Origin of the sequence: Paenacidovorax caeni (genome assembly GCF_001298675.1) — a bacterium.
Taxonomy (GTDB): Bacteria; Pseudomonadota; Gammaproteobacteria; order Burkholderiales; family Burkholderiaceae_C; genus Paenacidovorax; species Paenacidovorax caeni.
Map to the genome: position 1 here is coordinate 1 of NZ_CYIG01000001.1, position 12,569 is coordinate 12,569.

Here is a 12,569-nt window from a genome sequence, read left to right on the forward strand (position 1 = left end):
GGCCGCCAATGTCAACGACGTGACCCAGGCCGGCCAGCTGTTGCATGGCGAGGAGACCGATGCCTGGGGCGATGCGGGCTACCAGGGCGTGGACAAGCGCGAGGAGTTCAAGGACAGCAAGGTGCGCTGGGAAGTCGCCATGCGGCCGGGTAAGCGCCGCGCCCTTGATCCCGAGCGCGAGTTGCATCAGTTGCTGGAGAAGGCGGAGAAGCTCAAGGCCAGCATCCGTGCCAAGGTCGAGCACCCGTTCCGCCTCGTCAAACAGCAGTTTGGCTACGCCAAGGTCCGGTATCGCGGGCTGGTCAAGAACACCGCGCGACTGACGATGCTGTTCGCGCTGGGCAATTTGTGGATGGCGCGCCGACAGTTGATGGAAGCGCAGGGATAAGTGCGTCCGCAGGGCGTCAAATGGGCGTGCCGCTGGCTCATAACGCCGGAATTTGCCGGCGAATCGAGCTGCCATCGTCGCTTCGATCCGCATCGCGAAACTCAACGTGCCTCAGTCAGCTCGGACACGCAGGCGGACTGGGTTTTGCAGACCTTCCCTAAGGAAGGTCTGCACGAATCACTTGGAAGTGAGCTACGTCCGTGCGTGAGATAAAGCCTGCTTGGGCAAGGCGCCCAAACGCTGTCCAAGCACCTCCTGGGACAAGCAATTGCCCGATTTCGTGGGCATTACGCCCCTGGCGCACGCACCTGCCCCATGGCCAGCAACTTGTGCCTGACCATCCACAGGTTGGACAGGGCAAACAGCGTCACGATCTGCGCCGTGTTTTTCTTCAAACCACGGTAGCGCACCTTCACATAACCAAACTGCTGCTTGAGCACCCTGAACGGGTGTTCCACCTTGGCCCGGATCCTCGCCTTGGTGCGCTCCAGTTGCTCGATTAAGTCGTCAAGGGGCTTGTCCTTGTCCAGAGCCCGGCGCAGGCCTGGGCGCATGGCCACGTGCCAGCGCGTGGTTTGCTTGGCATCTGGCCGCTTGTCCACCCCTTGGTAGCCTGCATCGCCAAAGGCGTCTGTCTCCTGCCCATGCAGCAGGCTATTGGCTTCGACCACATCCGAGACGTTACCAGCCGTGCCTCGCACTGTGTGCACCAGGCCCGAGTCTGCATCCACCCCGATGTGGGCCTTCATCCCGAAGTACCACTGGTTGCCCTTCTTGCTTTGGTGCATCTCGGGGTCTCGCGCCTTGCCTTCGTTCTTGGTGGAGGTGGGCGCCGCAATCAGCGTGGCATCCACCACCGTGCCCGCCTTCAACTGCAAGCCCTTGGCTTGCAGCAGTGCGTTGACAGTGGCCAGGATTTGTTCGGCCAGCTTGTGGCGCTCCAGCAGATGGCGAAAGCGCAAGATGCTCGATTCGCTGGGAATGTGTTCGTCCCAGTGGGACAGGCCTGCGAAGTCACGAAAGGCTGGCACATCATGCAGGGCTTCTTCCATGGCCGGGTCGCTGAGCTTGAACCACTGCTGCATGAAGTGGATGCGCAGCAGTGTCTGCACTGCAAACGGTTGCTGACCTCGCCTGCCGCTGTCGGGCGCGTAGGGCTCTATCAAAGCCACCAACTCAGCCCAGGGAACCACCAATTCCATGGCATCCAGAAATTCGCGCTTGCGCGTGCGCTTGACTGTGTTGCTCAGGCCCAGACTGCTTTGCTTCATGCCTGTATTGTCCGGGCGTCAAACCCTTGCAAGAACATCAGCGTGGATTCGTGCAGAGGATCCCTAAGTTAAGCAAAGGCCCCTCGGGGCCTTTGTTGTTTGTAAAGTAGGGGCCATATGAACTGAGCTGGCCCGTGTCGGCCAGTGGATGGCCGATGCTGCTGCAAGAGTACCTGAGCGATACCCATGAGTTTGCGAGCCCCGAGCAATGGGGCGTCGTTCAAAGCAACATCCCTCAGCAGTGGATCGAGCAGGCCTTGCAGATGACGGGTGTAGCGACACTGCGCAAGCGGCGCTTGCCCATGGAGCAAGCCCTGTGGCTGGTACTGGGCGTGGCCTTGCTCAGGGATCGCTCCATTGTGAATGTGGCTGAGGTACTGGAATTGGCCTTGCCTGGACAGGGCAATGAAGGCATCAGCTCCAGCGCGCTGAGCCAGGCCCGTCAGCGCCTGGGCAGTGAGCCCCTGCAATGGCTGTTTCGACACACCGCTGCCCACTGGGCACACCAGGAGGCCAGGCGCCATCGCTGGCAAGGTTTGTCGCTGTATGCCCTGGATGGCGTCGTCTGGCGCACCCCGGACACGCAAGAGAACCGGCAGCACTTTGGCTGCCAGCGCAACCATGCCAAGCATCAAAGCCCATTCCCGCTGGTACGCATGGCCTGCCTGCTGGATGCCAGAGCGCGTTTGCTGGTGGACGCCAGCATGGATGCCTACGACACCAGCGAATACACCTTGGCTGAGCGCTTGTGGCCACAACTGCCAGCCGACTCGCTGGTGATCGTGGACAAAGGCTTTTACTCAGCGGGCCTGTTGTGGCCGCTGCAGCACCGCCAGGGACGCCAGTGGCTGATCCCCGCGCGCGCAGGGCTCAAAGGTGAAGTGATGCAAACACACGGCCCGGGCGATGTGAGGCTGCGCATGAAGGTCTCGCCCCAGGCGCGCAAGAAAGACCCAGGCCTGCCGCTCACGTGGGAAGTGCGAGCCATCACACGCGAACTCGATGGCAAGCCTAGAACCTTGTTCACATCCCTGATGGATCCCGCACGCTACAAGGCCGATGAGGTGTTCGCGCTGTACCACGAGCGCTGGGAGATCGAACTGGCCTACGGGGAGATGAAGACGGACATGCTGCGCCAGACCATGACACTGCGCAGCCAGCAGCCACAGGGGGTCAAGCAGGAGCTGTGGGCCACCTTGCTGATGTACAACCTGATCCGTCTGGAGATCACGCGCATTGCGGATGAGGCCAAGGTGCAGCCTTGTCGCATCAGCTTCATGACGGCCTTGCGCTACATCGTCGATGAGTGGCTGTGGAGTTCAAGCTCGCGCACCCCAGGGGCCATCCCGGGCAAGCTCAAGGCCATGCGCCAGAACATCCGCCGCTTAGTGCTGCCGCCTCGCAGATCCGAAAGACGGTATCCGCGTGAGGTTCGCATGACAAAGACCCACTACCCCATCAAGAAAAATGCCGCTCAGGCTTAACTGAGCGGCATAGCCGCAGTGCGGGGCCTTTTTTTGCAATCATTTTCAGCCCCCAGAGCCTGTTTACGATCTTTTCATAGTGCCCGTTGCCCCGCAAAAGTGGCAGGTGTAAGGCGCCAAGCGCAGCCGGGCTGGTGGCCCGGCGAGCATTTGCAACGCCGCAGATGCCACTTTTGCGGGGCAACCCTTCGGGCAAGGCAGCAAAAAGCCGCTACTGCGTCGTTGCGCACCTTGCCCAGGCCGCCAGCATGGCCTGCGGCGCGCGCCTAGAGTGCGCCTTTTTGCTGCCTTGCGGGCACTATGAAAAGATCGTAAACAGGCTCTCAGGGCTTATGCAGCCTGCGCGGGCAGCTCTCTTTTTTGTATCCGTTGTGGCATCAGCCAGCTTGGTAGCGCCCGGGGCGGTGGCTCACGGCCAGGAACACGCCCATCACCACTGCCGCCAACACCGACCAGGCCACACGCGGCCAGGGCACTACCCACAGCGCCAGCAGCACGACGCTGCAGTCAATGGCCATCTGCACCTTGCCCGCACGGATGCCGTAGCAGTCCTGCAGGTACAGCGACACGATGGTGGCCCCGCCCAGGCTGGATTTGTGGCGCGCCATGAACAGCACCCCCGTACCCATCAGCAGCCCCCCCGCCACTGCGGCAAACGCCGGGTGCAGGTAGTCAATATGGATCAGGCGCGGCCCCAGTTCGGCGATCAGCGAGAGGACACCCACGCTGACAAAGGTCTTGACCGTGAACGCCCGCCCGATGCGCTGCCAGGCAAACCAGTAAAACGGCAGGTTGAGGGCGAAGAAAATGGCACCGAACGGCCAGCCCGTGGCGTAGTGCAGCACAAAGGCCAGCCCGGCCGTACTGCCGGTGAGCAGCCCTGCCTGGGCAAACATCATCATGGTCAGCCCCACGAACAGCGAGCCGGTGAAGAGCGCCTGCGCGTCTTCAAACAGGCCGTGGCGCGGCGCGGCCAAGGCCCCGGCAGGGGACGCGGCAAGAGACTGGGGCGCGGTGGCGCCGGGCAAAGGGAGGGTCGTTTGCGGTAGGACGGTGCGGCTGGCCATGGTGAGGTTCCTGGGCATCGTAGGGACCGGCACGGGTAGCGCCGGCGCGCGATCATCGCATGCAAAAATTACGCCCGGTTCACACTAGGGTTTACCCTTTATCTTGCACCCGGTGGATGGGCGCAGGGCCGCCCGCCCGCCTCCTGCCCCTCACCAGGGGAACGGGTTGGCGCAGGGTCAGTTACCGTCGCGCAGTTTTTCCACGCTGGCGGCGCGCAGCACGCGCCCGTCGGCGCCGAAGGTCACGGTGAAGACCATTTCGCGGCTCGGCGGGTCGATCCAGTTCCAGTCCCAATCGGTTTCCTGCTTGAGCACAAAGGCCATCTGCTTGGCGGGCTTGCCCAGCAGGCGGCGCACGGCCTCCTTGTCCATGCCCGGCTGCACCTTGGCAAACTGGTGCGGCGCCAGCACCTGGCGCAGCGCCGTCATCTTGCCGCCGGGCCCGATGGTGATCATGTAGTTCTGGTGGCCCATGGGCTGGCGGTTGTACTCCAGCGTGTGGCCGCCGTCGCTCTCCTGCCAAATGCCGTCGGGCTCGCCGAAGCGCTCGCGCACGTCGGCCTCGGTGGAGACGTCTTCCTCCAGTTCACGGATGCGCTGGGCGTCGCAGCCCACCAGGGCGAGCAAGGCCAGGGCGCCGGCGCCCAGCGAGCGGATGATGCGGTTCAGGGGCTTCATGGGTGTGTCGCTAAAATCGAGGGTTCTGAGAGGTTCACCGTCCATGTCTATTTTCCGCCGTCCCGACTACCAATCCGAAGCCACGCAGTTCATCAACCAGATGAAAACGCAAAAGCCCGAGCTGGACGCCCAGCAGCAGGCCGGCCGCGCGCTGCTGTGGGACAAAAACGTGGACCGCACGCTGTGGGAAGACTACCGCGCCGGCCGCGTGGCGCAAAAGTCTTACGTGTACTACGCCTACAGCCCGGCCAATCAGCAGTAAAAACAGCCTCCAGGCCAATACTGGCAAGCGCTGGCAGCTATGCAAGCAGTAGCAGGCGTGGACTCCGGAAGCGACGCCGATACGCCGCTGCCGCCCGCCGCCATGCCCGAAGTGGTGGACCAGGTGGCGCTGGCGCGCCTGTACGGCGAGCCGCTGTTCGCGCTGCCGCAGGACCTGTACATCCCGCCCGATGCGCTGGAGGTGTTCCTCGAAGCCTTCGAGGGCCCGCTGGACCTGCTGCTGTACCTGATTCGCAAGCAGAACTTCAACATCCTCGACATTCCGATGGTCGGCGTCACGCGCCAGTACCTGGCTTACGTCGATGAAATCCGCAGCCGCAACCTGGAGCTGGCGGCAGAGTACCTGCTGATGGCCGCCATGCTCATCGAGATCAAGTCGCGCATGCTGCTGCCGCCCAAGAAGCAGGAGGGCGCCGAGGAGGCCGAGGACCCACGCGCCGAACTGGTGCGCCGCCTGCTCGAATACGAGCAGATGAAGCTCGCCGCCCAGCAGCTGGGCAACCTGCCGCAGTACGGACGCGACTTCCTCAAGGCGCAGGTGACCATCGAGCAGAGCCTGGCGCCACGCTTTCCCGACGTGCAGCTGAGCGACCTGCAGGACGCCTGGCGCGACATCCTGAAACGCGCCAAGCTGGTGCAGCACCACCGCATCACGCGCGAGGAGCTCTCGGTGCGCGAGTACATGGGCATGGTGCTGCGCGCGCTGCAGGGGCGGCGCTTCGTCGAGTTCGAGGACCTGTTCCAGCCCGAGAAAGGCAGCACCGTGATGGTGGTGACCTTCATCGCGCTGCTGGAGCTGGCCAAGGAAACGCTGATCGAAATCACCCAGGCCGAAGCCTTTGCGCCCATCTACGTGCGGCTGGCCTATACCCCGGCTTGAGAGCCGCACCTTTCGCCTTCCCGCCATGACAACCCAAGACTTCGACGTGCTCATCGTCGGCAGTGGCCTCGCCGGGCTCACTGCAGCGCTGCGCCTCGCCCCCACCCACCGCGTGGCCGTACTGACCAAACGCCAGGTGCACGACGGCGCCAGCGGCTGGGCCCAGGGCGGCATTGCGGCCGTGCTGGCCGAGGGCGACAGTTTCGACGCGCACGTGCAAGACACGCTGGTGGCCGGCGCCGGCCTGTGCGACCTGGCAGCCACCCGCTTCGTGGTGGAGAACGCGCCTGACGCCATCCACTGGCTTCAGGGCCTGGGCGTGCCGTTCTCGCAGGAAGAGGGCACGCTGCACCTCACACGCGAGGGCGGCCACAGCGCGCGGCGCATCGTGCACGCCACCGACGCCACGGGCGCCGCCGTGCAGCGCACGCTGATCGATGTGGTGCGCGAAACCCCTGGCATCACCCTGTTCGAGCACCACACGCTGGTGGACCTGATCACCTCGCGCAAGCTGGGGCTGCCGGGCACGCCGCGCTGCCTGGGGCTGTACGCGCTGGACGAGGCCGCCGATGCCGTCGTCACCTTCCGCGCACCACAGACCATCCTGGCCACGGGCGGTGCCGGCAAGGTCTACCTCTACACCACCAACCCGGACACTGCCACGGGCGACGGCATTGCCGCCGCGTGGCGCGCGGGCTGCCGGGTGGCGAACCTGGAATTCATCCAATTCCACCCGACCTGCCTGTACCACCCGCACGTCAAGAGCTTCCTCATCACCGAGGCCGTGCGCGGCGAGGGCGGACTGCTCAAGCTGCCCGCCAGCAAGGGGGGCACGCGCTTCATGCCGCAGCACGATGCACGCGCCGAGCTGGCGCCGCGCGACGTGGTGGCACGCGCCATCGACTTTGAGATGAAGAAGCACGGACTGGATTGCGTGCACCTGGACATCTCGCACCAGAGCCCGCGCTTCCTGCAACTGCACTTTCCCAACATCCTGGCGCGCTGCGCCGAGCTCGGGCTGGACATCACGCGCGAGCCCATTCCCGTGGTGCCGGCCGCCCACTACACCTGCGGCGGCGTGCTCACCGACCTGGCCGGGCGCACCGACCTGCAGGGCCTGTTCGCCATTGGGGAAACTGCCTGTACCGGCCTGCACGGCGCCAACCGCCTGGCCAGCAACTCGCTGGTGGAGTGCATGGTGTACGCGCGTGCAGCGGCACAGGCCATTGCCGAAGTGCCGCGCGCCCCTCTGCCTGCCGTCCCCGCCTGGGACGACAGCCGCGTGACGGACGCCGACGAATGCGTGGTCATCTCGCACAACTGGGACGAACTGCGCCGCTTCATGTGGGATTACGTGGGCATCGTGCGCACCGACAAGCGCCTGGAGCGTGCGGCGCACCGCATCGCGCTGCTCACGGACGAGATTCACGAGTTCTATTCGCATTTCCACGTCAGCCGCGACCTGCTGGAGCTGCGCAACCTGGTGCAGGTGGCCGAGCTGATCGTGCGCAGCGCACAGATGCGCCACGAAAGCCGTGGCCTGCACTACAGCCGCGACTGGCCGGCACTCGCCGCGCCGGCGGCACCCACCATCCTCGTGCCCACGCTGCGGCGCTGACGCGTTATTCCTGTGCGCTGTCGTCCGTGTCTGGCTGGTTGACGAAGATCGCCACCGCCAGCAGGGTGATGCAGAAGCGGAAGGCGCTCTCCTGGCCGTTCCACTGGCTCGACTGCCACATCAGGAACCACTCGGCGCCCACCACCATGAAGCCCAGGAACCAGACGCAAAAACCCGCCAGCACCCCGGCCAGCGCCCACTGCTTGGCCTGGTTGAAAACGCGCGCACTGCGCCGGCGCGCACGCCACAGGGCCCACGCGCCCCGCGCCAGTAGCACGGCCGTCACGCCCTCGCCCAGGATGATGAGTGCATAGGCCAAGTGCCACAGCAACGGCAGGTCGATGGCACGCCAGCGCAAAGGGCTGCCGGGAAACACCGTGTCCATGCGCAGCACATGCTGTACGAAGGCGAAGTTGGCACCGTAGTCCAGCAGGTTGTTGCAGGTCACCAGCGCAGCGAAGAGCGCCAGGCAGGCCACCATGGCGGTTTTGGCGAAGCGGGTCATGGGCATGGGTGGGCCTTGTCAGTCATTCGGCGGGGCTTTGTCAACTTTAGGACGTGTTCTCAGGGGCCGGTCATGCCGGGTGGCACTGGCCCGCACGCCGCGGGCATCCACCCAATCCAGCCCGTGCGGGAGCGTGGCGGACGGCCCGTTTGACTGTATCGCGGGCCCTTGGAACGTGCACGCGAAGTATGGTCGATGGAATGCTGGCGTGAACTCCGTCTGGTTGGCTGAGCGCAGAACCATACCGGACACGCCAGCAAAAAGCCCCGCAAGCATGGCTTGCGGGGCTGACAAGGCTGGACGCCCGCCCGGGCGGCTGGCTTCCCCATCCGAAGGCTGAGGCCCGGCGGCGCCGGCTGGCCTTAGAAGTTGTGGCGCAGACCGATTTCGTAGCCGGTGAGGCTGTTGCCCACGCCAGGCGTCGGGCTCAGGGACGAGCCCAGCTTGCGCGCGGCCTTGTCGTCGTTGCTCAGGCGCGCCACGGCAGCGTAGAGTTCCGTGCGCTTGGACAACTGGTAGCCATAACCGATGGCGAAACGCTTGGAATCGTTGTTGTCCATCTTCTTGTCTTTGTACAAAGAGAAGGCGGCACGCAGCTCGCCAGGGCCCACGGGGGCCTTCACGCCGAAGCTGTACAGGTCCACGCGCTTGTCATTGCCGCGCTCGGAGGCGATCAACACCATGGGGGTGACCACGCCGAAGTCGTACGAGGCGCCCAAGTTGAAGTTCTTGTAGTCCACGGTGCTGGCAGCCGTGCCACCCTTGACGACGCCGTAGGCTGCGGCCACGTTCAGCGGACCATTGGCATAGCCCACGCGCAGGCCGATCGTGCTGGAGAGGCTGGTGCTGCCGGCCTGCTCGCCGAAGCCGTAGGTCACCTGGCCGTACACGCCGCCGAGCTTGGGCAGCAGGTAGCTCACGCCGTTGGAGACGCGCTTGGGATTCGAGCCCTCGGGCGTGCCGGTGGCCGAGCCACTGATCAGGTTGTGGCCGTTGACAGCACCCATGCCGGTGTCGCCGAACGCATGGAAGGTTTCCAGGTTCTGGTATGAGGGCGTCTTGTCACGGCCCAGGCGCACTTCGCCAAAGTTGCCCATTACGCTGACGGTGGAGCGGCGATCGAACTTAAAGCCAGAGCCACCGTCATCGACGTTCAGGCCACCTTCAAGCCAGAAGCCTGCCTTCAGACCGTTCCCCAGGTCTTCCACGCCACGAAAGCCCAGGCGGCTGCTGGAGTTGCCGCCGTTGGCCAGGCCGGAAACGCTCTTGTCGGTGGTGGAGATGTGGGCTACGGAAACGTCGGCCACGCCGAAAAGGGTCACGTTAGAGCTTTGGGCCGAAGCGCCTGCGGCGGTGGCCAGTGCGGCCAGGGCAAGAAGGGTTCGTTTCATGGTGTTCAACTGTGGTTATGTGAATGGGAAAAGCCCGAGGGCTGCGTGCATTACACGAACCACCTGTGAAACCCTCGTGAAAACCCGTAGTACTGCGTCACATTGGCGGAAAAACCACAACCGTGCCGACAGCCCTGTCGGCCACGCGGCCCGGGGGGTTGTATAGACTCACGGGTTTTCATCCGTATTCCCCCTGCGCCCCATGCTCCGCACCCTGCTCAAATCCAAGATCCACCGCGTCAAGACGACGCACTGCGAGCTGCACTACGAGGGCTCGTGCGCCATTGACGAGGATCTGCTCGACGCGGCCAACATCTGCGAGAACGAGCAGGTGCACATCTGGAACGTGGACAACGGCGAGCGCTTTGTCACCTACGCCATCAAAGGCCAGCGCGGCAGCGGCATGATCTCGGTGAACGGCTCTGCCGCCCGCCGCGCCTGCGTGGGCGACCTGCTCATCATCGCAGCCTTCGCCCAGGTGCCTGAGAAGGACGTACTCACCCACCAGCCCCAGTTGGTGTTCGTGGACAGTGCCAACCGCCAGGTGGAACTGCGCCACCACGTGCCCACACAACAGCTCTGACCCCGTTACCGAAAGCCCCCCATGCCCCACCTCACCGTCGAATACACCGACAACCTGGCTGGCCTGCCCGGCCAGCAGCTGCTGGCTGAACTCAATGCCGTGGTCTGCGGCCACACCACAGTGCAGGATGAAGCCGACGTCAAGGCCCGCCTCCTGCCGCTGTCCTGCTTCGAGATTGGCACCGCGCCGGCACAGCGCGGCTTCGTCCACGTGCAGTTGCGCCTGCTCTCGGGCCGCAGCGATGCGGTGAAGAAGGAGTTGTCGGACGCCATGGCCGCGGTGCTGCATCGCCTCACGCCACAGCCACCCGGCATGCTGGTGCAGCTCAGCGTCGAGATCGCCGACATGGACCGGGCCAGCTACTACAAGGGTCGCCTGTAAACCCCGCGACCGTCCCACGCGCGCGCTGCGCGCAATGCCTGCGCCCGGCACGCACATGCCTGTGCGCGTTGGCACGGCCGACGCACAGCCCCGTACAGTTGCTGGTACTACAGCACCCTGCGGAAGTGCTGGAGGCCAAGGGCACGGCGCGCCTGCTGCACTTGTGCCTGCAGGGCAGCCGGCTGGAAGTGGGTGAACGGTTCGACCCCGTACAGTTGAAGGACTGGCTGCACGCGCCATGGCACGCGAACGATGTGCCGCGCCACAGCGTTCTGCTGTACCCGCCGACACCCCACGGTGGCCCTCTGGGCCTGGCAGCCAGCGCGCCTTGGCCGTGCCCTACGCCCGCACCGGGCGCGCTGCGGCTCGTCGTGCTTGATGGCACATGGCGTAAAAGCCGCAAGATGCTGTACGCCAACCCAGCGCTGCAAACGCTGCCGCGCTTGGCGTTGACGCACCTGCCGCCCTCGCGCTATGGCGCTCTGCGCAAGGCCCAGGCCGCACACCAGCGCAGCACCCTGGAAGCGACGGCCTGCGCGCTGGCACAGCTGGCCCCCGCCGATCCGGCTCCGCACGCACTGTGGCAAGCCTTTGAGGGCCTGCTGGCACAGCAGGCCGCACTGCGGCCAAGCTCGGCCCGAGATACCGCCTGATCGGTGCATCAAGGCTTTTGCTGTAACCCGTTCAGCTCTTCTTCCAGCTTGCGCAGTTCGGCCTCCAGCGCCTTAATGCGTGCGTTGCAGGCTTCCTCGGCCTCTTCCATTTCCTGGGCAACCTCCTGCGCCTGCAGCCTGCCCACCACCGTGCGCCGCTGCTCGGCCAGCGTCTGGCGCTCGGCCAAGGCTGCGCGTTCGCGCGCGCACTGGGCGCGCTGCTCCTCCAGGTCGGCCTGCGCGTTGGCCAGGCCGCTGGTTTCGAGCGTGGCGCGGCGCTGCCAGCGTTCACCGAAAACCCCCTCCTTCTTCGCCGCAGGCGCGGGTGCAGGCGCGCGCTTGACGGGGGCGGAGGCAGGCACGGCGGGTCCCGTGGGGAGCTTGACCTCGATCTCCTCCCCCTGGCCCGGACAAGACGCATCTTGGAAAGTGACCTTTCCATCAGGACCCAGGCATTTGTAGATGGCCCACACCGGCGTGGCCGGGAGCAGCATGGCGGTCGCCATAACGGCCATGGCCCATGTCATCTTGCGCATCGACTTCCTTTCCTGAGAGCGTCTTCAAGCTGATTGAAAGCACTCTGACAATGGCGCAGGCGATCCAAAGGCAACACTTTCAGCCAAGCCTTAGGCTGCCCACTATTTCTTGATCGTGTCTGTCACTGACGTCGCGATCGTGATGACCACACCGCGCCCCAACTTGCTGCCAAACGAATCCGGCTGGGCTTGCTCCACGCCATCCAGCGGGCCAATACGATCCTCAAACACCTCTCGGATTTGCTCGCGATCCACATCCAGCAGCGACTGGTTGATTCGCAGAGACTTCTCACGGACGGAACCATCCTGTTGGACTTGGCGGTAAGTCACTTTGAAGTATGCAGACCGGGCATCCGCTTTGTCCGGCGTCAGCTTATCTTTCACCGAAGTAATGTTGGCCCAGGCAATCGGTTTGGTGGGCTTTTTACTCTCAGAGTAGATCACGCCGTGGTCATCTAATACAAGTACGTAGCCCCGGCGCACCAGCCCCAGCAGCAGCGAGACACTGAACCCCAGCAGCGGCAAACTTAGTAGCAGTATCAGCAATACCCCAGGCCACCGGGTGCCCGTCAGCTCATTGACCACGCCACCCAGAATTATCAAGATGAACGGCAACACCGTGACCGACATCAATACAGTCACCAAGACGCTTGCAGTGCGGTAATCGGCATGCAGTCTCTTGCCCGCGCAGTGCTCGGGTCGAAACGGCCGAAGGCAAGGTGAGTCGGTGCCTGCGGTCGTCGGTGACATGGTGGCTCTCTATACTGGGGCTTGAAAGTATGGCACGCGACGCGAACCCTGCGGCATGGGTTGCCGTTGAACTTCCATCGAGCTCTCGCAGATGTGCGAAAT

14 protein-coding genes and 1 pseudogene are annotated in these 12,569 nt (G+C 64.4%); 8 read left to right on the forward strand and 7 right to left on the reverse strand.

The features are described from left to right. A partial coding sequence (locus tag BN2503_RS00005; protein WP_148639729.1) for a transposase occupies positions 1 to 388 on the forward strand: 388 nt, incomplete at its 5' end. 287 nt (positions 389 to 675) lie between these two features. On the opposite strand, the gene BN2503_RS00010 is transcribed toward BN2503_RS00005, so the two are convergent. Further along, a complete protein-coding gene (locus BN2503_RS00010; protein WP_054254593.1) occupies positions 676 to 1,659 on the reverse strand; it encodes an IS5 family transposase in 984 nt (327 codons plus the stop codon). Positions 1,660 to 1,814: 155 nt separating this feature from the next. On the opposite strand from BN2503_RS00010, the gene BN2503_RS00015 reads away from it, so the two are divergent. Beyond that, on the forward strand, positions 1,815 to 3,143 hold the full coding sequence (locus BN2503_RS00015; RefSeq protein ID WP_054254594.1) for an IS4 family transposase: 1,329 nt from the start codon (positions 1,815 to 1,817) through the stop codon (positions 3,141 to 3,143). 377 nt (positions 3,144 to 3,520) lie between these two features. On the opposite strand, the gene BN2503_RS00020 is transcribed toward BN2503_RS00015, so the two are convergent. Both BN2503_RS00020 and BN2503_RS00025 read right to left on the reverse strand, forming a co-directional pair. Then, positions 3,521 to 4,210 (reverse strand): YitT family protein, encoded by a 690-nt coding sequence (locus BN2503_RS00020; protein WP_054254595.1) that lies wholly within the window; start codon positions 4,208 to 4,210, stop codon positions 3,521 to 3,523. Between the two features lie 177 nt (positions 4,211 to 4,387). Then, complete coding sequence (locus tag BN2503_RS00025; protein WP_054254596.1) at positions 4,388 to 4,888, reverse strand: hypothetical protein; 501 nt, start codon at positions 4,886 to 4,888, stop codon at positions 4,388 to 4,390. Between the two features lie 43 nt (positions 4,889 to 4,931). On the opposite strand from BN2503_RS00025, the gene BN2503_RS00030 reads away from it, so the two are divergent. The 3 genes from BN2503_RS00030 to nadB are packed head-to-tail and all read left to right on the forward strand — an operon-like array spanning position 4,932 to position 7,668. Then, on the forward strand, positions 4,932 to 5,150 hold the full coding sequence (locus tag BN2503_RS00030; RefSeq protein ID WP_054254597.1) for a DUF3460 family protein: 219 nt from the start codon (positions 4,932 to 4,934) through the stop codon (positions 5,148 to 5,150). A gap of 39 nt (positions 5,151 to 5,189) precedes the next feature. Continuing rightward, the gene (locus tag BN2503_RS00035) at positions 5,190 to 6,050 is read left to right on the forward strand and encodes a segregation and condensation protein A (protein ID WP_074930064.1); all 861 of its coding nucleotides are present in this window, start codon (positions 5,190 to 5,192) and stop codon (positions 6,048 to 6,050) included. A gap of 25 nt (positions 6,051 to 6,075) precedes the next feature. Next, the gene (gene nadB, locus BN2503_RS00040; protein WP_054254599.1) at positions 6,076 to 7,668 is read left to right on the forward strand and encodes an L-aspartate oxidase; all 1,593 of its coding nucleotides are present in this window, start codon (positions 6,076 to 6,078) and stop codon (positions 7,666 to 7,668) included. 4 nt (positions 7,669 to 7,672) lie between these two features. On the opposite strand, the gene BN2503_RS00045 is transcribed toward nadB, so the two are convergent. Beyond that, positions 7,673 to 8,179, reverse strand: a complete 507-nt coding sequence (locus BN2503_RS00045; protein ID WP_199445231.1) for a DUF2165 family protein — start codon at positions 8,177 to 8,179, stop codon at positions 7,673 to 7,675. A gap of 356 nt (positions 8,180 to 8,535) precedes the next feature. Beyond that, a complete protein-coding gene (locus BN2503_RS00050; protein WP_054254600.1) occupies positions 8,536 to 9,564 on the reverse strand; it encodes a porin in 1,029 nt (342 codons plus the stop codon). Positions 9,565 to 9,766: 202 nt separating this feature from the next. Here BN2503_RS00050 and panD point away from each other — a divergent pair, with 202 nt between their 5' ends. The 3 genes and pseudogenes from panD to BN2503_RS00065 form a co-directional block, all read left to right on the forward strand. Continuing rightward, on the forward strand, positions 9,767 to 10,147 hold the full coding sequence (gene panD, locus BN2503_RS00055) for an aspartate 1-decarboxylase (RefSeq protein WP_054254601.1): 381 nt from the start codon (positions 9,767 to 9,769) through the stop codon (positions 10,145 to 10,147). 21 nt (positions 10,148 to 10,168) lie between these two features. Beyond that, complete coding sequence (locus BN2503_RS00060; RefSeq protein WP_054254602.1) at positions 10,169 to 10,528, forward strand: 5-carboxymethyl-2-hydroxymuconate Delta-isomerase; 360 nt, start codon at positions 10,169 to 10,171, stop codon at positions 10,526 to 10,528. 5 nt (positions 10,529 to 10,533) lie between these two features. After that, positions 10,534 to 11,181: pseudogene (locus BN2503_RS00065) on the forward strand (tRNA-uridine aminocarboxypropyltransferase); the annotation flags it as partial. Positions 11,182 to 11,189: 8 nt separating this feature from the next. Here BN2503_RS00065 and BN2503_RS00070 read toward each other — a convergent pair. Further along, complete coding sequence (locus BN2503_RS00070) at positions 11,190 to 11,717, reverse strand: DUF4124 domain-containing protein (protein WP_054254604.1); 528 nt, start codon at positions 11,715 to 11,717, stop codon at positions 11,190 to 11,192. A 102-nt stretch (positions 11,718 to 11,819) separates the two neighbouring features. After that, a complete protein-coding gene (locus BN2503_RS00075; RefSeq protein ID WP_139235323.1) occupies positions 11,820 to 12,467 on the reverse strand; it encodes a hypothetical protein in 648 nt (215 codons plus the stop codon). Between the last annotated feature and the right edge of the window lie 102 nt (positions 12,468 to 12,569).